The organism is Nonomuraea bangladeshensis, from assembly GCF_039529455.1.
GTDB lineage: Bacteria > Actinomycetota > Actinomycetes > Streptosporangiales > Streptosporangiaceae > Nonomuraea > Nonomuraea bangladeshensis.
In genome coordinates this window covers 163665-185411 of sequence record NZ_BAAAMV010000004.1, presented here as the reverse complement: position 1 = coordinate 185411, position 21747 = coordinate 163665, and the positions used below count along the sequence as shown (strand labels likewise).

General features: G+C 72.4%; 22 protein-coding genes. 5 read left to right on the top strand and 17 right to left on the bottom strand.

The window, feature by feature from the left end; genetic code table 11:
* Window positions 1-43 precede the first annotated feature (43 nt).
* The 6 genes from dgoD to ABD292_RS12620 are packed head-to-tail and all read right to left on the bottom strand — an operon-like array spanning window position 44 to window position 6250.
* Window positions 44-1189, bottom strand: coding sequence for a galactonate dehydratase (gene dgoD / locus ABD292_RS12645; protein WP_344207328.1), 1146 nt, complete (start codon window positions 1187-1189; stop codon window positions 44-46).
* Window positions 1190-1201: 12 nt separating this feature from the next.
* Window positions 1202-1954: an SDR family NAD(P)-dependent oxidoreductase gene (locus ABD292_RS12640; protein WP_344207327.1), complete on the bottom strand. Its 753-nt coding sequence runs from the start codon at window positions 1952-1954 to the stop codon at window positions 1202-1204.
* A complete protein-coding gene (locus tag ABD292_RS12635) occupies window positions 1951-3189 on the bottom strand; it encodes a cellulase-like family protein (RefSeq protein ID WP_344207326.1) in 1239 nt (412 codons plus the stop codon). The genes ABD292_RS12640 and ABD292_RS12635 overlap by 4 nt, the downstream gene beginning before the upstream one ends.
* Window positions 3190-3202: 13 nt before the next feature.
* Entirely contained in the window at window positions 3203-4036 is an 834-nt protein-coding gene (locus ABD292_RS12630; protein WP_344207325.1) for a carbohydrate ABC transporter permease, read from the bottom strand.
* The gene (locus ABD292_RS12625) at window positions 4033-4887 is read right to left on the bottom strand and encodes a carbohydrate ABC transporter permease (RefSeq protein WP_344207324.1); all 855 of its coding nucleotides are present in this window, start codon (window positions 4885-4887) and stop codon (window positions 4033-4035) included. The genes ABD292_RS12630 and ABD292_RS12625 overlap by 4 nt, the downstream gene beginning before the upstream one ends.
* Before the next feature lie 28 nt (window positions 4888-4915).
* Window positions 4916-6250 (bottom strand): ABC transporter substrate-binding protein, encoded by a 1335-nt coding sequence (locus ABD292_RS12620; protein WP_344207323.1) that lies wholly within the window; start codon window positions 6248-6250, stop codon window positions 4916-4918.
* 181 nt (window positions 6251-6431) lie between these two features.
* Here ABD292_RS12620 and ABD292_RS12615 point away from each other — a divergent pair, with 181 nt between their 5' ends.
* The gene (locus ABD292_RS12615) at window positions 6432-7151 is read left to right on the top strand and encodes a FadR/GntR family transcriptional regulator (RefSeq protein ID WP_344207322.1); all 720 of its coding nucleotides are present in this window, start codon (window positions 6432-6434) and stop codon (window positions 7149-7151) included.
* Between the two features lie 23 nt (window positions 7152-7174).
* Here ABD292_RS12615 and ABD292_RS12610 read toward each other — a convergent pair whose 3' ends face one another.
* The 3 genes from ABD292_RS12610 to ABD292_RS12600 are packed head-to-tail and all read right to left on the bottom strand — an operon-like array spanning window position 7175 to window position 11107.
* Window positions 7175-8131: a sugar kinase gene (locus ABD292_RS12610; RefSeq protein WP_344207321.1), complete on the bottom strand. Its 957-nt coding sequence runs from the start codon at window positions 8129-8131 to the stop codon at window positions 7175-7177.
* The gene (locus ABD292_RS12605; RefSeq protein ID WP_344207320.1) at window positions 8124-8762 is read right to left on the bottom strand and encodes a bifunctional 4-hydroxy-2-oxoglutarate aldolase/2-dehydro-3-deoxy-phosphogluconate aldolase; all 639 of its coding nucleotides are present in this window, start codon (window positions 8760-8762) and stop codon (window positions 8124-8126) included. Before ABD292_RS12605 ends, ABD292_RS12610 begins: the two co-directional genes overlap by 8 nt.
* Window positions 8759-11107, bottom strand: a complete 2349-nt coding sequence (locus ABD292_RS12600) for a beta-galactosidase (protein ID WP_344207319.1) — start codon at window positions 11105-11107, stop codon at window positions 8759-8761. The genes ABD292_RS12605 and ABD292_RS12600 overlap by 4 nt, the downstream gene beginning before the upstream one ends.
* Before the next feature lie 213 nt (window positions 11108-11320).
* Between ABD292_RS12600 and ABD292_RS12595 the strand changes: the two genes are divergently transcribed.
* Window positions 11321-11626, top strand: coding sequence for an antibiotic biosynthesis monooxygenase family protein (locus ABD292_RS12595; RefSeq protein ID WP_344207318.1), 306 nt, complete (start codon window positions 11321-11323; stop codon window positions 11624-11626).
* Here the strand turns inward: ABD292_RS12595 and ABD292_RS12590 are convergent.
* On the bottom strand, window positions 11616-12002 hold the full coding sequence (locus tag ABD292_RS12590) for a GyrI-like domain-containing protein (protein WP_344207317.1): 387 nt from the start codon (window positions 12000-12002) through the stop codon (window positions 11616-11618). The two genes, ABD292_RS12595 and ABD292_RS12590, sit on opposite strands and share 11 nt — an antisense overlap.
* Before the next feature lie 78 nt (window positions 12003-12080).
* On the opposite strand from ABD292_RS12590, the gene ABD292_RS12585 reads away from it, so the two are divergent.
* From ABD292_RS12585 to ABD292_RS12575, 3 genes are read left to right on the top strand one after another with little or no spacing between them, the layout of a single operon-like run.
* Window positions 12081-13562, top strand: coding sequence for a DUF1349 domain-containing protein (locus tag ABD292_RS12585; RefSeq protein WP_344207316.1), 1482 nt, complete (start codon window positions 12081-12083; stop codon window positions 13560-13562).
* A 39-nt stretch (window positions 13563-13601) separates the two neighbouring features.
* Entirely contained in the window at window positions 13602-14180 is a 579-nt protein-coding gene (locus ABD292_RS12580) for an RNA polymerase sigma factor (protein ID WP_344207315.1), read from the top strand.
* Complete coding sequence (locus ABD292_RS12575; RefSeq protein WP_344207314.1) at window positions 14177-15118, top strand: CU044_5270 family protein; 942 nt, start codon at window positions 14177-14179, stop codon at window positions 15116-15118. The genes ABD292_RS12580 and ABD292_RS12575 overlap by 4 nt, the downstream gene beginning before the upstream one ends.
* On the opposite strand, the gene ABD292_RS12570 is transcribed toward ABD292_RS12575, so the two are convergent.
* The 7 genes from ABD292_RS12570 to ABD292_RS12540 form a co-directional block, all read right to left on the bottom strand.
* Complete coding sequence (locus tag ABD292_RS12570) at window positions 15115-15765, bottom strand: response regulator (RefSeq protein ID WP_344207313.1); 651 nt, start codon at window positions 15763-15765, stop codon at window positions 15115-15117. The genes ABD292_RS12575 and ABD292_RS12570 overlap by 4 nt on opposite strands.
* 13 nt (window positions 15766-15778) lie before the next feature.
* Complete coding sequence (locus ABD292_RS12565; RefSeq protein WP_344207312.1) at window positions 15779-16831, bottom strand: sensor histidine kinase; 1053 nt, start codon at window positions 16829-16831, stop codon at window positions 15779-15781.
* Window positions 16832-16877: 46 nt separating this feature from the next.
* On the bottom strand, window positions 16878-17642 hold the full coding sequence (locus tag ABD292_RS12560; RefSeq protein WP_344207311.1) for a hypothetical protein: 765 nt from the start codon (window positions 17640-17642) through the stop codon (window positions 16878-16880).
* Between the two features lie 37 nt (window positions 17643-17679).
* Window positions 17680-19050, bottom strand: a complete 1371-nt coding sequence (locus tag ABD292_RS12555; RefSeq protein ID WP_344207309.1) for an alpha/beta hydrolase — start codon at window positions 19048-19050, stop codon at window positions 17680-17682.
* Between the two features lie 55 nt (window positions 19051-19105).
* Window positions 19106-19519 (bottom strand): DUF6069 family protein, encoded by a 414-nt coding sequence (locus ABD292_RS12550; protein WP_344207308.1) that lies wholly within the window; start codon window positions 19517-19519, stop codon window positions 19106-19108.
* A gap of 27 nt (window positions 19520-19546) precedes the next feature.
* The gene (locus ABD292_RS12545; protein WP_344207307.1) at window positions 19547-20992 is read right to left on the bottom strand and encodes an MFS transporter; all 1446 of its coding nucleotides are present in this window, start codon (window positions 20990-20992) and stop codon (window positions 19547-19549) included.
* 166 nt (window positions 20993-21158) lie between these two features.
* Window positions 21159-21737 carry a TetR/AcrR family transcriptional regulator gene (locus ABD292_RS12540; RefSeq protein ID WP_344207306.1) on the bottom strand — a complete coding sequence of 193 codons (579 nt, stop codon included), beginning with the start codon at window positions 21735-21737 and terminating at the stop codon, window positions 21159-21161.
* Window positions 21738-21747: the final 10 nt, after the last annotated feature.

Below are 21747 nucleotides of genomic sequence, written 5' to 3'. Positions count from 1 at the left end.
CAGCGGAGAGTGATGTGACGGGAGGGTGAGGCGAGCCTAACCGTCACCACTCGGCGAAGGAGCCGTCGGCGTGCCGCCACAGCGGGCTGCGCCAGCGGTGGCCCTGCCGCGCCATCCGCTCCACCTCGGCCTCGTCGATCTCGATGCCGAGGCCGGGGAGGGCGGTGCGGGTGGCGTACCCGCCGGGGAAGGTCAGCGGGGCGGGGTCGACGAGGTAGTCCAGGACGTCGTTGCCCTCGTTGTAGTGGATGCCGACGCTCTGCTCCTGGATGAGGAAGTTGGGGATGGCGAAGGCCAGTTGCAGGCTGGCGGCCAGCGAGACGGGGCCGAGCGGGCAGTGCGGGGCCATGGTCACGTCATAGGTCTCGGCCATCGAGGCGATCCGGCGGACCTCCGAAATTCCGCCGGCGTGGCTGACGTCCGGTTGGGCGACGGCGATGCCGTGCCCGATGACCTCGCGGAAATCCCACCGCGAGTACAGGCGCTCGCCGGTCGCGAGCGGGATCGAGGTGCTCGCGGCGAGCGCGGCCAGGTTGCGCGAGTGCTCGGGCAGCACCGCCTCCTCCACGAACAGCGGCAGGTACGGCTCCAGCAGCGGCAGCAGCCGCCGGGCCATGGCGGTGGAGGCCCGGCCGTGCAGGTCCACCACCAGGTCGTGGTGGTCGCCGATGGCCTCGCGGACGGCGGCGACGCGCTGGACGACCTCCATGGTGCGGGCCGGGGTGTCGATGGCGGTCAGCTCGGCGGAGCCGTTCATCTTGACGGCGGTGAACCCGGCCTCGATCTGGGTCGCGGCGAGCTCGGCCACCTCGGCGGGGCGGTCGCCGCCGATCCAGGCGTACATGCGGACCTTCTCCCGGACCGGGCCGCCGAGCAGCTGGTGCACGGGCAGGCCGGCGGCTTTGCCGGCGATGTCCCACAGCGCCTGGTCGATGCCGGCGACCGCGCTGGACAGCACCGGCCCGCCCCGGTAGAAGCCGCCCTTGGTCAGGACCTGCCAGTGGTCCTCGATCCGGAGCGGGTCCTCGCCGATCAGGTGGTCGGCCAGCTCGGCGACGGCGGCCCGGACGGTCTCGGCCCGGCCCTCGACGACCGGCTCGCCCCAGCCGGTGATGCCCTCGTCGGTGCGGACGCGCAGGAACAGCCAGCGCGGCGGGACGAGGAAGGTGTCCATCGAGACGATTTTCATGGGGGGTCCGTTCTAGGAGGAGGTGGTGGAGATGCTCCAGCCGCCGTCGACGTTGAGGCAGGCGCCGGTGATGAAGGAGGCCTCCGGCGCGGCCAGGAAGGCGACGGCCGCCGCCACCTCGTCGGGGGTGCCGAAGCGGCCTGCCGGGGTCTCCGCGACGGTGGCGGCGCGGGCCTGCTCGTCGATGCCGTCCCAGGCGGGGCTCATGATCGGGCCGGGGACGACGGCGTTGACGCGCACCCGGGGGGCGTACTCGACGGCGAGCTGCCGGGTCAGCGACTGCAGGCCGCCCTTGGCGGCGGCGTACGGCGCGCAGCCCGGGATGCCGGTCTGGGCGTGCACCGAGGAGGTGACGACCAGGGCGCCCGAGGTCTCGGCCAGCAGCGGGCAGAACGTACGCGCCGCCAGGTAGGCGGCCTTGAGCGTGACGTCGATCTGCAGGTCCCAGTCCGCCTCCGGCATCTCGTGCGCGGGGCGGGCGGGGATCACCCGCCCTGGGCCGTTGGCGTGCAGCACGTCCAGGCGGCCGAACCGGTCACGCACCTCGTCGAGACAGACGGCCCAGTCGCGCGCGGAGGACACGTCCAGGTGCACGAACGCCGCCCGCTCGCCGATCGCGGCGGCGACCTCGCGGCCCCGCTCGTCGGCGATGTCGGCCAGCAGCACCCGCGCCCCCTCGGCGGCCAGGCGGCGGGCGGTGGCCGCGCCGATGCCCGACGCGGCGCCGGTGACGAGGGCCGTCCTGGCCTCGAAGCGGCCGTTCACCGCTGCCCCGTGAACAGCGCGTTGGCGGTGACCTGCAGGTCCACGTCGGCCCACATCGGGTGGTGCGGGGCCGCGTTCGAGCACACCACGGTGCCCCACGCGCCGACGCGCCGGGCGTGCCGGACGGCGTCCAGGCAGATCCCGGCTCCTACGGGCCCCTCCTCGAAGGTGCCGTGCAGCGGGGTGTAGCCGACCCAGCCCTCGCCGAACACCAGGGGCAGGTCTCGGGCGGCGGCCCAGTCGGCGGCCACCTCGATCCAGATGCGCAGCCTCTCGGCCATGCCGTATCGGTACCCCGCGTGCCGGTCGTACAGCCAGCGGTCGAACCGGGCGGGGTCGCACCAGTCGTGGAGGTAGACCTCGCGGGGCGGCACCACCGTGGCCGCGCCGCGCCACCGCTGCTCCGGGTGCCAGTCCGCGAGGTCGGGGGCGTCCGGGCGGAGCAGCTCCCGCCGGGCGCGCTCCTGCGGGAACGGCACGGAGGTGTCGCGCAGCGCGAAGGTGTCGATGAGCTCGTCCAGGACGCCGTAGACGTAGGGGTGGAACACGGCGACGTCGATGTTGGCGGGGATGCCGCGCATCTCGCCGTGCGGCACCCGGGCGTAGTTCACCGTCACGGGGGTGTCCGGGTGCCGGGTCTTGAAAGCGTCGACGGCCTTCTCCAGGTACGGCCGCAGGCCGAGCACCGGGGACTCGCCGGGCGCGAGCGCCTCGGTGAGCCAGGTGGCCTGGATCTCGTTGTGCAGCTCGACGAACGCGATCTGCTCGGCCAGGCCGTGCCCGGCCACGAAGTCCACCAGGTCGGCGAGGGCCTCGGCCAGCGCGTTCGCGCGACGCTCTGCCGGCACCGCGCGCAACGCCTCGTACCAGGCGGGGTCGGTCAGGAAGCTGGAGCTCTGCTGGTACTCCCAGGAGGAGACGATCACCTGGCAGCCGTGCCGCCGGGCGGCCTGGAACAGCGCCAGCAGGTGCGCGCGGCCGTCCAGCGTGGTGGTCTCGCGGACGTCGTACCAGCGGGTGCGGAGGCCGTAGCCGCGGCCGAAGGGGGCGAAGGTCAGCGCGGAGGTGTCCAGCCCGGACCCGAACAGCAGGTACGGCATCGCGCAGACGCGCACCGTGTTGTACCCGCGCGCCACCGCCTCGCTGAAGGCACGGTCCAGGTCTTCGAACGGCTCTCCGGGGCCGGTCCTGGTGTACCAGGTGAAGTCCCAGAGCGTGATGGTCAACGTGGACAAGAGATCGGCTCCTTCAGGATTTGACGGCGCCCGCGGTCAGGCCGTCGAGCAGCTGCTTGCGCAGCAGGATGAACATGATCAGGCTGGGGACGGCGGCGAGCACGCTGCCGGCCAGCACCAGGTCGACCTGGCGGGCCTCGGCGGCGTACAGCGACTGGATGCCCAGCGGCAGCGTGTACTGGGCCGGGTCGGAGACCACGATGAGCGGCCAGAGGAAGCTGTTGTAGCTGTTGAGGAAGCCCCACACGGCCAGCGCGCCCAGCGCGGGACGCAGCAGCGGCAGCACCACGCGGGTGAACAGCCCGAACTCCGACGCGCCGTCGATGCGGGCCGCCTCCAGCACCGAGTCGGGCACGGCCTGCTCGGCGTACTGGCGCATCATGAAGATCCCGAACGCGGGGGCCACCCACGGCACGATCAGGCTGAAGTAGACGTTGGTGACGCCGGCCTTGACGAGCATGACGAACAACGGCACGACGATCACCGCGAACGGCACGGCCATGGAGCTGAACATCACGTCGAACAGCAGCCGCTTGCCGCGGAAGCGGTATTTGGCGAAGGCGAACCCGGCCAGCGCGCACACGAACACCGACACCGCGGTGGACACCACGGCCACGATGGTGCTGGTCGCGAACCAGCCCCAGAACGGCTGCGTCTCCAGCAGCCGGGTGTAGTTCTCCAGCGTGAACGGCGACGGCAACGGCTGCGGCGGGTAGGTGAAGATGTCGCCGCGGTGCTTGAACGACGAGCTGAGCGCCCACAGCAGCGGCAGCACGAACATCACCACGAGGGCGATCAGCAGGACGTACACCAGCCGGGGCCGGCGGGTCGCCGAGCCGCGGCTCATTTCTCCCTCCCCACCCCGAACACCGCGTTGGCGGTGCGCCCGACGAGGAAGACGATGACGAACATCACGACGCCGGCCGCGGCCGCGTAGCCGAGCTGCTGGCGGGTGAACGCCTCGCGGTAGATGAACATCGCCACCGACAGCGTCGCTTCGCCCGGGCCGCCCTTGGTCAGCAGCATCGGCTCCTCCAGGATCTGCGCGGTGCCGACCATGACGGTGACGGCGACGAACGCGGTGACGGGCTTGAGCATGGGAAGGGTGACGTTGAAGAAGCTGTGCACCCGGCCGGCGCCGTCGATGTCGGCGGCCTCGTACAGCTCACGCGGGATGTTCTTCAGGCCGGCCAGGAAGAAGATCGTCAGGTAGCCGGTCCAGCGCCACAGCACCAGCAGCATCACGCTGACCTTCGCCCAGGAGGGCTCGCCCAGCCAGTCGATGCCGCCCCAGCCGAAGAACCCCCGGAGCGCGGCGTTGAACAGGCCGTACTCGCGGTCGTAGAACAGCGTGAAGACCAGCGCGATGATGATCGGCGACAGCACGACGGGGACGAAGAACGTCAGCCGGAAGAAGTCCCGGCCGCGCAGGCCGCGCGCGTTGAGCGCCTGGGCGATCAGCAGCGCGGCCGGCACCACGACGCACACCGAGAACAGCACGTACAGCACGGTGTTGACGACGGCGGTCACGAAGCTCGCGTCGCCGAACAGCCGGATGTAGTTGTCCAGCCCCACCCACAGCGGAGTGCCGAGCCCGGCCCACTCGGTCAGGCTCAGGTAGCCGCCGATGCCGATCGGGACGACCAGGAACAGCGCGTACAGCAGGTAGAACGGGGAGATGAACGCGTAAGGCGCCAACGTTCGACGCCGCGCGACGGACAGCACCTCAGTTGCCCTTCTTGCTGGTGTAGGCGGCCGTCGCCTCCTTGATCGCCTCGGCGGGCTTCTTCTTGCCCTGCAGCGTCTCCAGCATGGGGCCGCCGAGCGCTTCGATGAGCACGTTGAGCTGGGCGTTCTGGTAGAAGACCGGGCTGTCCTGGGAGGCGGGGGTGTAGACGTCGAACAGGCGCTGCCCGCCCAGGTACTCGTCCTCGAAGTCGAGGAAGTCCTTGTCCTGGTACAGCGGCTTGAGCGTGGGCAGGAAGCCGCCCTGCCGGAAGCGCAGCAGCTGCCCTTCCTTGGTCAGGTAGGTCTGCTTGAGCAGCTCGGTGGCGGCCGCGGTGTTGGGCTTGTCCTTGAGCACGGCGAAGCCGGTGCCGCCGAGCGCGGAGGCGATGTGGCCGCCGCCCGCGAACTTGGGCAGGTTGCGGATGCGCCACTTGCCCTTCTGCTCGGGCACGTTGGCCTGCAGGCCGTAGACGTTGTACCAGTTCGGCATCACGGTGGCGATGAGCTTGTCGTTCTTGAGGGCGGCGGTGTTCGGGGCGCCGTACGGGTCGGGCAGGGCCAGGAGGAAGCCGCTGGCGACGCCCTTGGCCATGAAGTCGAGCACCTCGACGGCCTCCGGCGAATCCAGGATGAGGTTGCCGCCCTGGTCGAAGTAACCGCCGCCACGCTGCAGCAGCAACTGCAGGAACATGTTCGTGATGGAGGTGTTGTCGCCCGTGCCGACGATGCCCAGCGACTGCCCGGTTTTCTCGTGCAGCCGGGCGCCGATCTCCGCCAGCTCCTCCCAGGTGCCGACGTCCTCCGGGATGCCGTTCTTCTTGAACTCGTCCTCGCGGTAGTACATGACGCTGAGGCAGGTGTCGGACTCCAGCGCGTACAGCTTGCCGTCGATGCTGTACGGGGCGGTGCGCAGCAGGTCGTCCTTGACGGGGGCGACGAGGCCGTCCAGGTCGAGCAGGAGCTGCTTGCCGATGCCGCCGGTCATGACCCGCGGGAAGACGCTGATCACGATGCCGATCATGTCGGGGGTCCCGGTGCCGGCCGCGCCCTGCGAGACCATCTTGGTGACCAGGGCCTCGCTGTCGGCCTGGGTGGTCTTCAGCGTGTAGTCGAAGGCGCCGCCCGGCGCGTCGCTGAGCCGCTTGGCCGAGGCCGTGAAGGTCTTCACGTAGCCCGGGTCGTGCGTCCAGAAGCCGATCGTCACCGCGCCCGACGTGACCGCCTGGCCACCGCCGGCCCCGCCGCCGCAGGCGCCGAGCATCGGTGCGGCGAGCAGACCACCGCCGATCAGACCGGTCCGACGCAGGAAGGCCCGGCGCGTCACGTCGCTCATCGTCGACTCCTTCGTTGGGGGTGTGAGATGCCCGGATACGGGACTTGACGAGCAGAATGCCGCCCCACCTCGTCAAAGTCAACAATAAATACGATTACTTTTTAGACTAGTATGATCAGCGGAAGGCATCAGCGATCTATGAGGACGGCGGCGCGGAGTGCGGGCGTGGCATGATTCCGGCATGACGGAGATCGGGAGAGCCGGCGCGCACGACCGGGTGGTCAACAGCCTGGGCGCGGCCATCGTCAACGGCGACATCTCCCCTGACGACGACCTCGACATGGCGGCGCTGCAGGAGCGTTTCTCCGTGAGCAGGACGGCCGTGCGCGAGGCGCTGCGCGTGCTGGCCGCCAAAGGCCTGGTCGGAGCCCGGCCCCGGCGGGGCACCTTCGTCGCGGCGCGTGAGCACTGGGCGCTGCTTGACGCCGACGTGCTGCGCTGGCGCTTCGCCGACCGGGTGGACGAGACGTTCCTGGACGAGCTGGGCGAGGTGCGGCTCACCGTCGAGCCGGCCGTGGCGCGCATGGCGGCGCAGCGCCGCACCGACCGTGACCTGGCCGATCTGGAGGACGCGCTGGCCGCCATGCGGATCGCGGCGGGCAGGCCGGCCGTCGATCACGTGGAGGCCGACCTGGGCTTCCACCACGCCCTGCTGCGCGCCGCGCACAATGAGCTGATGGCGCAGATGGCCACCGCGATCGAGGCGGGGCTGCGGCTGCGCGACCAGTTCGTGCACGCGACGCTCACCAGCGAGTCCGCCGACAAGCACGCCGAGGTGCTGCTCGCCGTGCGCAAGCAGCGGCCCAGGGCGGCCGAGGCCGCGATGCGGGCGCTCATCGAGCGCTCGATCGCGGACGTCGAGCTGGCCAAGAAGGTGCACGGAGAACAGGCCGGACCCTGATCGTCCGGCCTGTTCTCCGAGCGTCAGCGGGCCACACCGTCACCCGCCGCCAGCAGGTCCAGCTCGCGCCGCCGCGGCAGCCCCTCCCAGTCGCCCCACGTCGCCACGGCGAACGCGCCGCACGTCACGCCGAGCTCCGCCCGCCCGGCCAGGCCGAGCCCGTCCAGCCGCCCGGCCAGGTAACCCGCGACGAAGGCGTCGCCCGCCCCGACCGGGTCCACCTCGGTGACCTGGCGGGCGGGCACCCGCAGCGCCTCGTCGCCGTCGGTGACGTACGCGCCCTCGCGCCCCAGCTTGATGACGACCTCGCGCGGCCCCAGCTCCAGCAGCAGCCGGGCCAGCACGGCCGGGTCGTCCCCCGCCGGCGGCCCGTTCACGACGAGCCGCGCCTCCTCCAGGCCGGCGAACACCACCTCCGCCCGGCCGGCGAGCCGCCGCAGCACCTCGCCGGCCTGTTCGGGCGGCCACAGCAGGGACCGGTAGTTGACGTCGAAGCTGACCGGCACGTTCGTTTCCTCGGCGACCGCCAGCGCCCGCTCCACGGCGGCCGCGGGTCCGGGGCCGAGCGCCGGCGTGATCCCCGTCAGGTGCAGCACGTCCGCCGAACTGATCGCCTCGGCGGCGACGTCGCCGGGCGACAGCCGCACCCCGGCCCCGTCCTTGCGGTGGTAGGCGACCACCACCCGGTCGGCGGTCCGCCGGTGACGCGTCATCTGCCCGGTGGGCCGGTCGTCGTCGCGGACGGCACGGGAGACGTCCACGCCCTCGCCCCGCAGCGAGGTCAGGATCATGTCGGCCGCCGCGTCCCGGCCGAGCCGCCCCAGCCAGGTGGCGCGGTGTCCCAGCCTGGACACCCCGATGGCGACGGTCGCCTCCGCGCCCGCGTACGACAGCGTGGCCGCGGCGCCGGGCGACGGCGGGCCGATGCCGGACACCCGCGTCACCGCCATCGCCTCGCCCAGGGTGACCAGCTCACCCATCCGAGCCTCTGACGGTCTCGACCAGCCGTTCGGCGCGGGCGGCCAGCGCCGCCGTGTCGCCGTCCGCGCACGCGTCGCCCAGCAGCGGCGAGCCCATCCCCACGGCCCGCGCCCCGGCCCGTAGGTAGCCCGGCACGTCCCCGATGCCGATGCCGCCCGTCGGCACCAGCGGGATCTGCGGCAGCGGGGCACGTACGTCCTTGATGTAGCCGGGGCCGCCCGCCGCGCCCGCCGGGAAGACCTTGACCATGGCGGCCCCTTGCGACCACGCCTGCAGGATCTCCGTCGGCGTGAACGCCCCCGGCAGGACGGGGACGCCGAGCCGTCGGCCTTCCCCGATCACCTCGGGCAGCACGGCCGGCGTGATCAGGTAACCGGCGCCGGCGTCCACGGCCTGGCGGGCCGCGTCCGCGTCGAGCACCGTGCCCGCCCCGATCGCCACTCCGGGAAGCCCGCCCCCGGCGGCCCATCGGATGGCCTCGGCCGCGCCGGGAGTCGTCATGGTGACCTCCATCGCGCGGACGCCGGCGCCGGCGAGGGTCTCCAGCACGGCGTTGAGGTGGCGGGAATCGGCGGCCCTGATGATGGCGATGACGGGCAGGGCGGCCAGCGCGTCGTCCAGTGTCGTCATCGCCCGTCCTCGGTGATCACGGTGCGGGGCACGGGGATGAGGGTGACCGAGCGCAGTTCCAGGACGGAGCCGCCCGGGTAGGAGGCGGGCCGCGCCTCCGGCGAGATGAACACAGGGGCGTCCTCGCTCAGCGGCAGCAGCCGCACCTCGATGCCGTGCTCCAGGATCTCCTCGCGGAAGCGGCGCAGCCCGATCTCCCAGGCAGGGCCGTACCAGAACTGGTCGGCAACCAGCCGGCCGCCGACGTAGGCGCGGCCGACGTCGCCGGCCCAGTCCAGGCGCAGCAGCACCTCCCCCGCGCCCGCGAAAGCCTCCGCGGGGACGGTGATCCGGTACACCGCGGCCTGCTCGAAGTCCGCGTCGGTGGGGGCGGAGGCCCGGCCGGAGGCGGCGTCGATCACCGGTCGCCGGGGCGGACCCGCCTGCCTGACCTCCTCCACCTTCGCCTCGGGCACCTGGCCGGCGGCGGGCGCCGGCAGCAGGCCGAACACGCCGTCGGTCCGCGGCGCGGAGTCCGGAGCGGGGAAGATCCGCACGTCGGAGGAGCCCTGGCCGTACACCACCAGGCGGTCCTCCTCGATCACCACCGGCCGCTCGCTCAGCACCAGCCGGTCAGCTCCCCAGAGCGTTCCCCGGGCCGCGGTCAGCGCCGTGGCGGCGTCCAGGACCAGGACGGCCGCGCGGGCGCCGGACGCGTCGCGCACCCGCACCAGGCAGCCGGGGCCCGGGACGAGGCCGGTGATCACGAGGCGGTCGCCGTCGCGCTCCACGGTCGCGGGGCCCTCGGCCTCGGCGACGGTGGCGGCGTCGAAGACGAGCTCCACCGGGACGCCGGCGGTCTGGCAGAAGACGTGGACCGGCTCGTCGGCGTCGAGCACCCCCATGGGCTGCGCGGTGGCGGTCAGCAGCAGGCTGCCGCCGACCGGACGCGCGAGCGGCCAGACGAAGTACGCCCCGGACGGCACCGTCACCGGCTCACGCGGCACGACGAGCTCGCGGCCGTCCAGCTCGACCGTGAACCGCACGTCCTCGTGGGCGGGCAGGGTCTCGACCGGCTGGTGGTTGTTGACGAACAGGAAACCCGAGCGGCCGTCGGAGCGTACGCACCAGCGCAACGTCTCCCGGTCGGCGGTGTCGTCGGGGGCGTCCGGCGGCATCACCAGCGTCATGGTGGCCAGGTCCGGTCCGTCGGCGGCCAGCCACAGATGCTGCAGCCGCAGGTGGCGGAAGGAGTCGCGGAACTGGCCGTACTCGCCGAGCGGCGCCTGGAAGTCGTAGCTGATCACCGGGCAGTCGTTGGGGTAGCCGGTGGCGTGCGACTCCTGCAGCGTGGACAGCACGCCGATCTTCTGGGACGCCCCGTGGTACATGTAGTAGCCCTGCCACACCGAACCACTGCCCAGCTTGACCAGCCCCAGCGCGGCGACGTCGGGCGCCTTCACGATCGGCCGGCGGTGGTAGGAGGTGTACATCCCGCCGCCCAGCTCGCAGGTGGCGAACGGGTAGCGCGCCAGATGGCTCTCGTCCGAGCCGGTCACCTCGGTGGTGCGCAGGTCCGCGCCGATGGAGTCGTCGTCCCGGCCGGGGCCGAAGAAGTAGTGGGCCCGGCTCTGCTGCGGCCAGCCGTCATGGGCGGTGTCCCACGCGGCCTCCGAGTACCCGCCGAACAGCGGGATCAATTCGTCCGGCGGCAACTGCGCGTGCCCCCAGCCGGTCGCCGTCCACAGCGGCGCGTCGATGCCGGCCGCCTTCGCCATGCGCTTGAGCGTGACGAGGTGGTCCGGCTGGTCGTACAGCTCGTTCTCCACCTGCACCGCCACCACCGGACCGCCGTGCTCGCGGGTCAGGCCGGCGAGCTGGGCGCCGATCTGCTCGTACAGCGGCCGGACCAGTTCGAGGTAGCGGGGGTCATCGGTGCGTGGGACGCAGTCGGCCTCCAGCACCCAGTCGGGGAAGCCGCCGTTGCGCGACTCCCCGTGCCCCCACGGCCCGATCCGCGCCACCACGTCGAGCCCCAGCTCGGCACAGGTGGTCACGAATCGGCGCAGGTCGCGGTCGCCGCTCCAGTCGAAGACGCCGCGCCGCTCCTCGTGCAGGATCCAGAAGACGTACGTGGCGACGACCGTCACCCCGCCCGCTCGTACCTTCAGCAGCTCTTCCCGCCATTCGGCCGCCGGGTAGCGGCCGTAGTGGAACTCTCCCATGATCGGGAACCACGGTCTGCCTCTCCGGCTCAGGTGCCGGGAGTTCACGGTGATCGCGTCGGGCTGGTCGGGGAGATCGCCCAGCCGCAGGTGGCCTTCCGCGGGTGGGGGGATCTGTCGCGGGATGTCGAGTCGTCGCACAGCCGCACAGTACTATGACTCTGCGAATAAATACTACTAGTTGGGCGAGCCGAACCAGCTGGAGAGCGCTTCTCGCCAGGGAGCAGGGGCAGTTCGATCTCCCACGAGCCGCTGACGCCCGCGTACTACGATCGGGTGCTCCAAGCAGTCTTCGCCGGCATGAGCCCCCGACCCTGAGACGCGGGCGAGAACAAGGAAGGCCAGGTGCACCGCATGATCGCGCGAACATGGCGAGGATGGGCCCCGACAGCGACGGCCGACGACTATCAGCGCCACTACGAGTCCGAGGTGGCCGAGCATCTCCAGCAGGTCACCGGCTTCCGCGGCGCCCGGCTGCTGCGCCACCACGACGATCAGGAAGTGATGTTCACCTCCATCACGTTCTTCGCCGGCATGGAGGACGTGCGCGTGTTCGCCGGGGAGGACCCGGAGCAGGCCGTCGTCGAAGACGCGGCCCGCCGCGCCCTGACCCGATGGGACGAACGCGTCACGCACCACGAGGTCGCGGTCAACCTCTGACGGTGACCGGTTCCTGGAGCTCGGTGACCCACTCGTCGTGGTCGTCAGGGCATTCCAGGTTGACCTCGCGGGGATAGCCGATCGAGCGGTAACCGTTGGCGTCGATCCAGCGGCCCAGGGTCTGGACGGGGGGCAGGACGGCGTCCATCGAGCCGCGGTGCATGACCGTCGCCGCCTGCTCGACGGGCGGCAGGTCCACGATCCGCAGCCCGTCGTCCTCGCCGAGGGGCGCGGAGACCTCGACGCCCGCGTGGATGAGGATCCCGCCGTCCGGCGCGTCCTCGTAACAGGTGACCCCGGGCCCGGAGGGGGCGATGCCCGCCGCCGATCCTCGTGCGGGCGGGCCGTCCGGTGGGTCGAGGAGCCATGCGCCCACGATGCCAGACGCCGGGTTCCAGCCGGGTCGCAGCCGGTGCGACCCGGCTGGAACCGGACGCCGCGTACAACCGTCGCCATGAGATCATCCACGGCCGGACAGGACGGCTTCTCCCAGGCGCTGCGCGCGGAGTGGGCCAGGCTCCGCTCCTCGCGCGGCCTGCTGCTCGCGATGGCGGCCTCCGTGCTGGTCACCGTGTCGCTCGGGCTGCTGATCGCCGGGGGCGTCCGCACCACCTGCGTGACCGGCAAGGGCGAAGGCCCCTGCCCCGCGCCGCTGCTGGGACCCGACGGCACGGCGGTCAAGGACAAGTACTACTTCGTGCACCGGCCGCTCAAGGGGAACGGCGGCATCACCGCCCGCGTCTCGGACCTGACCGGGCAGCTGCGGCTGCCGGACGTCGTGCCCGGCGTGCGCAACGTCGCGGAAGGGGTGGTGCCCTGGGCCAAGGCCGGGCTCCTCGTGAGGCAGAGCCTCAGGCAGGGCACGCCGTACGCCGCCGTCATGCTCACCGGAGCTCACGGCGTGCGGATGCAGCACAACTACGTCCACGACATTCCCGGCGGTCCTCACAACGGCCCGCAGTGGCTGAGGCTGGCCAGGTCGGGCGACACGATCAGCGGCTACGAGTCGGACGACGGCAGGACGTGGACCCGGATCGGCACGGTCGAGCTGGCCGGGCTGCCGGAGACGGTCGAGATCGGGCTGTTCGCCACCTCGCCGGGCGTCCTGTGGGACATGGCGAAAGCCTTCGCCCAGGCCACCGCCACCTTCGACCGGATCACGCTGCAGGGCGCGGACGGCTCGTGGCGGCACGACGACGTCGGCGTCGGCCTGGAGTCCGACGGCAGGACCCCGCACCACCCGGGCGGGGTCGTCGAGTCCGGCGACAAGCTCATCGTGACCGGCGGCGGCGACATCGGGCCCGCCACGGTGGAGGGCGGCATCCGCGCCGACCTCATGCTGATCGGCGGGGCCGTGGGGCTGATCCCGGTGCTCGTGGCGGCGGTGACGTTCTGCACGGCGGAGCGCCGGGCGCGACGGCTGGTGGCCCGGGCCGTGGTGCTCGGCGCGGTCGCGTTCGTGGCGGGGCTGGTGACCTCGGGGGTGGTGGTCCCCACCGGTCTGACGCTGTTGCGCGCCCATCAGAATCCGATCCAGCCGATCACCCTGGCCACCGGGCTCCGGGTGGTGGTCGGCCACGCGGCGCTGACCGCGGCCGCTGCCGTGCTGGCGCTGGGCCTGGCCGCGCTGGTCAGGCGGGGTGTCGTCGCCGCCGGGCTGTCCGTCGCGCTGGTCGTCGTGCCGTACGGGCTGGGGATCGCGGGCCTGGCTCCGTGGCTGCTGGTGGTCACTCCCGCCGCCGGGTTCGCGATCACGCAGAGCGTCCCCACGTTCGCGCACGTGGACGTCGGTCCGTCACTGCTCGGGGGCTACTACCCGCTCTCGCCGTGGGCGGGTTTGGCGGTGACGTGCGGATATGCCGCCTTCGCGCTCGCGGCGGCGATCGCCGCACACGGCAGGAGAGCACGCCGTGAACTCGATTCCCGGCTCAGGTGAAAGACGGGCGACACTACTTCCTTGAAAAGGCCCAACCACATGCCGCTCAGCACGACCCTGTCCGACGCCGAGCTGATCGAACGGTCATGGCGAGATCCCGAGGACTTCGCCCTGCTGTTCGACCGGCACGCCGGACAGATCCACCGATATGTGGCCCGCCGGCTCGGCGACGACGTGGCCGACGACGTCGTCTCCGAGACGTTCCTCGCCGCGTTCCGGCAGCGCCGCGACTACGACACCGCCCGGCCGGAGGCCCTTCCCTGGCTGTACGGCTTCGCGACCAACTTCATCCGCCGCCATCGGCGCGCCGAGACACACCGCTACAAGGCGTACGCGAAAGTGGGCGCGCTCCCCGACGCCGGCGACGCTGCCGAACAAGCCCTTGAGCGGGCGAGCGCGCACGCCGTCCGCCGGCCGCTCGCCCAGGCGCTCGCCTCGCTCAAGAGCCGCGACCGCGACGTCCTCTTACTCGTGGCCTGGGCCGACCTCACCTACGAGGAGGTCGCCGACGCCCTGTCCATCCCGGTCGGGACCGTGCGTTCCCGCCTCAACCGTGCGCGGGCCATCGTCCGCGACGTCCTCGGCAGCACCGACCCCACGACGGAGCAGACCTCATGAACGACCGGACCGACCTGGCCGAACTGCGCGACCTGTTCGCCGACCAGCCGCACCCCACGGCGGAGCGCCTGGCCCCCGCCCGTACCGCCCTGCTGGCCGAAGCGCGTACGAAGCGGCGGCCGGTCGCGCTGCGGCGCGTGTCGCTGGCGGGCGGGCTGGTCGCGGCGATGGCCGCGGGAGTGATCGCCGTCCAGACGTTCGGCTCCGCCGCGCCCGCGGACGCCGCCGAGGTCCTGCGGCTGGCGGCCGAGGCCGCGACCGCCGCTCCGTGGCCGGAGCCCCGCGACGACCAGTACCTCCACTACGAGCGGATCGCGGAGACCCGCAGCGAGAACGGGGTCCCCAATGTCGGCCCGCGCCACGTCACGGGCGAGGTCTGGGAGTCCGTCGACGGCTCCCGCCCCGGACTCCTCTGGCACAAGCCGCCCAAGTCCAGGCCGCAGAGGCCCGAGTACAAGGAACTCCTGACCCGCTGCCCCGAACGCGGCGCCGGACGTCCCGCCTACGCCGACCTCCGGAAGTGGCCGACCGACCAGGAGCAGCTCCGGCGCAAGCTGGCCGGATACCCGATGACCGCCGGCAAGGACGCTGCGGCCCGGACCTGGAACGCCGTCATCGACCTCCTCGGCAGGCCGGTCCCACCCGAGCAGCAGGCGGCCATCTTCAGGATCGCCGCGACTCTGCCGGGCATCGAGACGGAGGAGCTCAAGGACGCCACCGGCCGATCGGGCATCGCCGTGACCCGGGTGGACGACCGCGGCCCCGGAGGTGCCCTCTCCCGCGAATCCCTCATCTTCGACAGGAGCTCCTACGTCCTCCTGGGCGGCCAGGAGCTCGTGCCGGGGCACGGGCGCGAAGTCTGGTCCCTCACCCGCCCGCAGCTCGCCGACGTGCTCCCGGCCTGGTCCACGTCCGTGAAGCGGAAAGGCTGCGTCTAGTCGCGCGGGGTCAGGCCGTGCTCGTAGGCGTAGATGACGGCGCGCACCCGCGAGGGCAGCCCGAGTTTGCGCAGGATGCTGGCGACGTGGGTCTTGACCGTGCCCTCCTCGATGGTGAGGGCACGGGCGATCTCCGCGTTGCTGAGCCCCCGGGCCAGTTGGCGGAGCACCTCCAGCTCACGGGTGGTCAGCCGCTGCCGCGCGTCGGCGGCCGACGCGGGCGACAGCCGTGCGAAACGGTGGATCAGCCGGGTGGTGACCTTCGGGTCCACCAGTCCGTGCCCGCCGTGCAGCGCCCGTACGGCCTCCAGCAGCAGCTCGGGGTCGCTGTCCTTCAGCAGGAACCCCGAGGCCCCCGACTGGAGCGCCCCGAACAGGTACTCGTCGGTGTCGAACGTCGTCAGCGCCAGCACCCTCGGCGGCGTCTCCACCTCGGCGAGCTGCCGGATCGCGGCGATCCCGTCGACGTAGGGCATGCGCAGGTCCATCACGACCACGTCGGGCCGCCGCCACAGCGCCAGGTGCACGGCCTCGGCCCCGTCGGCCGCCTCACCGACGACCTCGATGTCGGGCTCGCCGTCCAGCGTCAAGATCAAGGCTTCGCGTACGGCCGGCTGGTCGTCGGCGATCAACACCCGGATGGTCACGCCACTTCCTCCTTCAGAGCTCCGGTGGTGCGTCGATCGGGACGGTGGCCTCGACCAGCCAGCCGTGCCGCGGGCCGGGGCCCGCCGTGAGGGTGCCGCCGTGCCGCTGCGCGCGTTCGCGCATGCCTCTGATGCCGCGCCCCTCCGCCCCGGCGCGGGCGTGGCCGTTGTCGGAGATCGAGACCGCCACCGCGGCCCGGCCGCGCCGGACCCGCACCTCCACCTCGGTGGCTCCCGAGTGGCGGGCGGCGTTGGTGAGCGCCTCCTGCACGATGCGGTAGACCGTACGGCTCACGCCGGGCGGCAGCGGGGTGCCGTGGCCCGTCCGGTGGACCGAGATCCGCAGGTGCGGAGTGGAGAGCCGGCGGGCCAGCTCTTCGAGGTCTCCCTGGTCGGGTTCCACGGAGGTCTCGCGGAGGGTGTCGAGGAGGGCGCGTACCTCTTCCAGCGCGGAGGACGACAGGTCGGCGATGGTGCCCAGTGCCTTGTCGGCGGCGGGCGTCCGGCCGCGCAGGGCCCGGCGGGTGGCCGTGGCCTGGATGCGGATCGCGGTGAGGTGGTGGCCGACGCTGTCGTGCACGTCCCGGGCGAGCCCGGCGCGTTCCTCGGCGAGCGCGCGCCTGGCCTCGGCGTGGTCGAGCCGTGCCGCCTGCGCGGCCCGCTCGGCGTGCAGCCTCAGCATGCGGCCGACCGCCACGGGGGCGACGCCCAGGACGATCAGGTCGGTCAGCGTGGCGGCCCCGATCGACTGGGGCAGCAGCGTCCCGTAGATGACCACCCAGACGACGGAGGCGGCCAGGACCAGCCACGGCCGCCGGGTCCGATGGGCGGCGGCCGCGCAGAACAGGCAGGTGGCGACCAGCCGCCCCGGCCACCCCGGCACGACCATGCCGACCAGAGCCACCCCGGCCGACAGGACGGCGGCGGTGAGGGGCAGCCTGCGCCAGATCAGCACCGGCAGGCAGCCCGCCACGCTCAACCCGGCCACCACCGGCAGCCCAGGAGCCGGAAACCGCTTCTCCAGCAGGGTGACGGCGATGAGGACGATGGCGGCGATGACGACCACCAGGACGTCCAGCCGGGTTCCCTTCGGCAGCCTGCCGACCAGCCGCTCACGAAACGTCCGCAGCGTCGCCTCCCGAGGGTGCCGCCGTCACGAGCTGCGCGAAGTCGTCCCCGGCCGCGAGCCGGTCGATCAGTTTCAGCACCGCGTCACGTCCGCCGTTCGCCTGGACCCAGCGGCTCACCTGGCAGGCGGCCTTCGCGTACGCCTGGGGGTCCCGGCCGGCCATGCCGAACCAGTCCTTCAGTGACTCGGGAAGCGCGCCGCCGGTGTCGACCAGGCATCGGTCCCCGGCCGTCTCCGGCGCGAGATAGCGAGGATCGCCGGAGACGAGCACCGCCAAGCCCTCGTCGAACCACTGCGGCACCTCTTCCTCCTTGCCCCTGAGCCGGACGTGCAGCTCCACGTGGGACAGCTCGTGCGAGGCGATCACCGGGTCGGCGCCGCGCGGCGACAGCATCACCGCCCGGTTCAGCACCGCGATCCCCCGCTCCCCGCCGCCGCCGATCCGCCGGTAGCAGGCGTCCGTCAGGCACACCAGGACGCTCGGCGAGCTCTCGCGGCCGCCGTAGAAGGCTCCGACGCGCTGCCGCGCCTGCTCGACGACGTCGGTCACGTGCCGCCGCTGCGCCTCCGACAGGTCCGGTTCGGCGTACACGCCGGGCTGGAGCTCCGCCAGGCCGTAACAGCCGGGGCAGGTGGTGGCCGCCACGGAGGGATAGGCCAACACCACCCCGGCCGCCGCCGCCACGACCAGCGCGGCCAATCCGCCCAGCAGGAGCCTCCCTTTCCTGCGCCGCGCCCATGCCGCCATTTTTCCTCCCGTTCCGGTCAGTCCAAGCTTCCCCTGATCACTCACACGTCGTCCCGGCAGGGGGCAGCCGGCCGCCGACCAGATAGCGGTGTACGTGCTCGCGTACGCACGGGTCGCCGGACAGGTAAAGGGCATGACCTCCGGCGGCCTTCAGGTAGCGGGCGCCGGGCAGCTGGCCGGCCAGCCGGCGGCCGTCGGCGGGCGGGGTGGTGTCGTCGTTCTCGCCATTGGCGATGAGCACGGGAGGCAGGCCCGGCGCCGCGACAGGGTGGGGCGGGTAGGTCCGGGTCGCCGGCAGGCCCGCGCAGTGGTTGGCCATCGGCCACACCGCTCGCCAGCCGATGTGCGGCGTGTCCCGGCGCAGGGCGGACTCCAGCTTCTTGACCTGGTCGTAGCCGGGGTAGGGCAGGTCCGCGCAGAGGACGACGCGGGACAGGTCGGGGTCCGGAGCCCCCTCCACCTTGGCGAAGTACGAGGCGTCACCGGCCTGCGCGCGGGCCAGCCCGGCGGCCAGCCGCTCCCAGGTGTCGGCGAAGGAGAAGGTGGCGCGGGAGGCGATCTGGGTGTCGCTGATCCGCGCCCCGGGACCGGCCTCGGGGGCGGGGATGGGCTCGCGGCGGGCCCTCGCCATCACCTCGTCCCAGACCGCCACCGGGTCTTTGCCGTGCAGGGCGCAGGTCACGGTGCTCCGGCACCAGGCGGCGAACCGGGCGAAGTTGCCCTCCAGGGCCTTCGCGCGCGGCCGGAGCCAGGCACGCAGGTCGGAAGTGGTGTGGTCGAGGACGCTGTCGAGGTACATGCGGCCGACCCTGCGGGGGAACAGCTCGGCGTAGGCCTGCCCGAGCACGGTGCCGTGCGAGTTGCCGAAGTAGGTGAGCCGGGCCTGGCCGAGTGCCTTCCTGATCGCCTCCATGTCGTGCGCGATCTGCCAGGAGTTGAGGGTGCCCGACAGGACGCCGGCCTCCTCGGCGCAGGCTTGGCCGAAGCTGCGGTTCTTCGCGGCGTACGCGTCGTAGGCCGCCTTGGTGGGGAACACCCACTCGGTGGCGAAGGGCGCGGGGATCGGGCAGTTGATCTTCGTCGAGCCGCCGAACCCCCGCGGGTCGAAGATCACCACGTCGAACCACTCGGTCAGGTCGGCGAACGCCCGCTTGGCCTGCCGGAGCAGCGCGATCTGCTCGCCGGGCCCACCGGTGTTGACCAGCAGCACGCCCTTCTTGCGGGCCTGGTCCCTGGCGGGCAGCTTGGCGAGGCCGATCCCGACCTTGGGCCCCGATCGGCGTGCCCAGTCGGCCGGCACCTGGAGCTGCGCGCACTGCAGGCCGTCGCCGCAGTCCTGCCACGACGGCGGCGTGACCGGTGCGACGGCGAGAGCGGCGCCGAGGATGAGCGAGGCAGCGGTGTTCACTCTGGAAGGATGGCGGGGGCCGGGCCGCCCGGGCGTCCCTCTTTCTGCATATCTTTCACGCTCGGTTCCGCGGCGCCCGCAGCATCGGGATCAGTACGGCGGCGACGGCGAGATGCATCAGGGACAGGATGATCTTCGTGCCCAGGGCGGCCTCGACGCCGGCGATCGGCACGAAGGAGATCAGCAGGACCGCGCAGGCGCTCACGCTCCAGATGGTCCTCGCCCGGCGGGTGAAGCGCTCCAGCACCGCGAGCGCACCCCAGCCGAGCAGGGACAGGACCAGCGTCGCCCCGATGACGAGCGGCAGGCCGACGGTCACCGGTGGCTGCCCGTCGCCTGGCTGGTCGACCCGCAGATCGATCTCCAGTAGCCGGGCGGCTAGCCACAGCAGGCCGGTGGCCAGCACCGCGCCGCCGATCGCGAGGGGCCTGGTGGTGGTGACGGATCGGTTCTTCTGGGAGGAGGACATCTGACTTCTTCCGTTGGTGAGGGATGTTTACCGGGGGTGCGGCTCGAACGCGGCGTCGTCGCGGTCGGCCGCGAGGTCAGGCCCCGCGGAGCGCAGCATGAGGAGACCGACGACGACGGCCGCGGCGAGGAGCCCCGCGCCGACGCCGAACGCCAGGTGGTAGCCCGCGTTCAGCCCTGGGAGGCCGCCCTGCCCTGCGGCGGTCAGCCGGGCGGTGTGCCCGGAGGCGAGCGAGGCCAGGGCCGCCAGGCCGAGGGAGCCTCCCACCTGCGCTCCCGTACCGGCCAGGCCGGAGGCGAGCCCGGCATCGCCGGGGCGCACGCCCGACATGGCCAGGGTCATCACCGCGGGCATCGCCAGGCCCGCGCCCACGCCGAGCAGCGCCATCGACGGCAGGACGTCCACCGCGTACCGGCCGTCCACCGGGGCACGGGTGAGCCAAACCAGCGCCGCCGTGAGGAGCGAAAGCCCCGCCAGCAGCACGGCACGCGGGCCGAAGCGCGTGATCATCCGGGCGGACAGGCCGAGCGAGACGGCCGCCAACACCACCGCGACGGGCAGTCCCGCCAGGCTCGTCTCGGCCGCGCCGTACCCGAGGACCCGCTGCATGTACAGGACGGTGAGGAACTGGAATCCGGACATGGCGCCCACCATCAGCACCTGGACCAGATTGGCGCCCGCGAGGTTCGGCGCGCGGAAGACGCGCAGCGGCACCAGCGGGCTCCTGGCCCGGGCCTGGCGCGCGACGAACGCCACGAGCAGGACGACGGACACCGCGCCGAGACCGAGCGTGTGCGCCGATCCCCAGCCGTGCTCCTCGACCTTGACGATGGCGTAGACGCCGGCCATCAGACCCGCGGTGACCAGGACGGCGCCCGCGACGTCGGCTCCCGCGGCGAGACCCGGCCCGCGGTCGCCGGCCACCAGCCGTACGGCCAGGACCGTCGCCACGACCCCGATGGGCACGTTCACGAAGAAGATCCAGGACCAGCCGGCGACCTGGGTGACAAGCCCGCCGGCCGCGCCGCCGACCGCCCCGCCGGCGGCCGCGACGAACCCGCTCGCCCCGATCGCCTTGGCCAGCTCCCGCGGCTCCTGGAAGATCGTCACGATGATGCCCATCACCACGGCCGAGGCCATCGCCCCGCCCGCCCCCTGCGCGAACCGGGCGGCGACCAGCATCTCCTGGCTCACCGCCAGCCCGCACAGCAACGAGGCCACGGTGAAGACGCTCAGGCCGATGACGAACATGCGCTTGCGCCCGATCAGGTCGCCCAGCCGCCCGGACAGCAGCAACAGGCCACCGAAGGCGACCATGTAGGCGTTGACGACCCAGGCGAGGCCCGCGGCGGAGAATCCGAGGTGGGTCTGGATGGCGGGCAGCGCCACGTACACGATGCTCGAATCGATGATGATCATGAGTTGGACGGCGCTGAGCACGGCGAACGCGCGCCAGCGCGAGCTCTGGGGCATACGTCTCCCGACGGGTGACAGGAAGGAACGCGTACGACCCTAGAGCGATGATCCTGGACGCTGAATGCGTGAAGATCCGTCATTCATACGCGATCGTCGCGGCAGGTGGATGCCGTGATCGCGGTGACCCGTACGGCGGCATGCCTCATGCTCCGACGGGCGGCTCTCAGTCCCAGAGGGCGCGCAGCGCCGCCTCACCGATCTGCCGCAGCTCGTCGTGGCTGCGGCCGGCCGCCGCCTGGACGGCGATGCCGTCCGAGATCGTGTGGACGAGCGCGGCCAGGGTGGCCGGCTCGTAGCGGGAGGGCAGATCGGTGGCCTGCTCCAGCCGCCTGCGCAGCGCCGCCTCGCCGGCTTTGCGCACCGCGATGGCGTCCTGGCGTACGGTGCGGGCGTCGGGCCCGCAGGCGTGCACGCTGTTGACGCACAGGCAGCCGTGGGGCGTGTGCTCGCCCGCGGTCAGGTCCACCGCTCCGCGGATCAGCCGCTCGACGACCTCCCGGCCGGTGGGGGCGTCCAGCGCGGCGGCGGCGTAGCCGCCGGGGCCGTCGAGGTAGCGGGCGAGGACCTTGCCGAACAGCTCCTCCTTGTTGCCGAAGGCGGCATAGAGGCTGGGCTTGTTGATGCCCATCGCGGCGGTCAGGTCGGCCAGCGAGGCGCCCTCGTAGCCATGCCGCCAGAACACCTCCAACGCGCGGTCGAGTGCGGTGTCGGCGTCGAACGAGCGTGGGCGTCCGCCGGGCATGCCGTCCTCC

What these genes read in the sequence shown, in the direction of transcription:
- dgoD (WP_344207328.1), bottom strand. Translation starts at nt 1,189, where the DNA reads ATGAAAATCGTCTCGATGGACACCTTCCTCGTCCCGCCGCGCTGGCTG.
- ABD292_RS12545 (WP_344207307.1), bottom strand. Translation starts at nt 20,992, where the DNA reads ATGCCCCAGAGCTCGCGCTGGCGCGCGTTCGCCGTGCTCAGCGCCGTC.
- ABD292_RS12605 (WP_344207320.1), bottom strand. Translation starts at nt 8,762, where the DNA reads ATGACGACACTGGACGACGCGCTGGCCGCCCTGCCCGTCATCGCCATC.
- ABD292_RS12610 (WP_344207321.1), bottom strand. Translation starts at nt 8,131, where the DNA reads ATGGGTGAGCTGGTCACCCTGGGCGAGGCGATGGCGGTGACGCGGGTG.
- ABD292_RS12630 (WP_344207325.1), bottom strand. Translation starts at nt 4,036, where the DNA reads ATGAGCCGCGGCTCGGCGACCCGCCGGCCCCGGCTGGTGTACGTCCTG.
- ABD292_RS12550 (WP_344207308.1), bottom strand. Translation starts at nt 19,519, where the DNA reads ATGTCCTCCTCCCAGAAGAACCGATCCGTCACCACCACCAGGCCCCTC.
- ABD292_RS12580 (WP_344207315.1), top strand. Translation starts at nt 13,602, where the DNA reads ATGCCGCTCAGCACGACCCTGTCCGACGCCGAGCTGATCGAACGGTCA.
- ABD292_RS12595 (WP_344207318.1), top strand. Translation starts at nt 11,321, where the DNA reads ATGATCGCGCGAACATGGCGAGGATGGGCCCCGACAGCGACGGCCGAC.
- ABD292_RS12615 (WP_344207322.1), top strand. Translation starts at nt 6,432, where the DNA reads ATGACGGAGATCGGGAGAGCCGGCGCGCACGACCGGGTGGTCAACAGC.
- ABD292_RS12575 (WP_344207314.1), top strand. Translation starts at nt 14,177, where the DNA reads ATGAACGACCGGACCGACCTGGCCGAACTGCGCGACCTGTTCGCCGAC.
- ABD292_RS12540 (WP_344207306.1), bottom strand. Translation starts at nt 21,737, where the DNA reads ATGCCCGGCGGACGCCCACGCTCGTTCGACGCCGACACCGCACTCGAC.
- ABD292_RS12560 (WP_344207311.1), bottom strand. Translation starts at nt 17,642, where the DNA reads ATGGCGGCATGGGCGCGGCGCAGGAAAGGGAGGCTCCTGCTGGGCGGA.
- ABD292_RS12620 (WP_344207323.1), bottom strand. Translation starts at nt 6,250, where the DNA reads ATGAGCGACGTGACGCGCCGGGCCTTCCTGCGTCGGACCGGTCTGATC.
- ABD292_RS12585 (WP_344207316.1), top strand. Translation starts at nt 12,081, where the DNA reads ATGAGATCATCCACGGCCGGACAGGACGGCTTCTCCCAGGCGCTGCGC.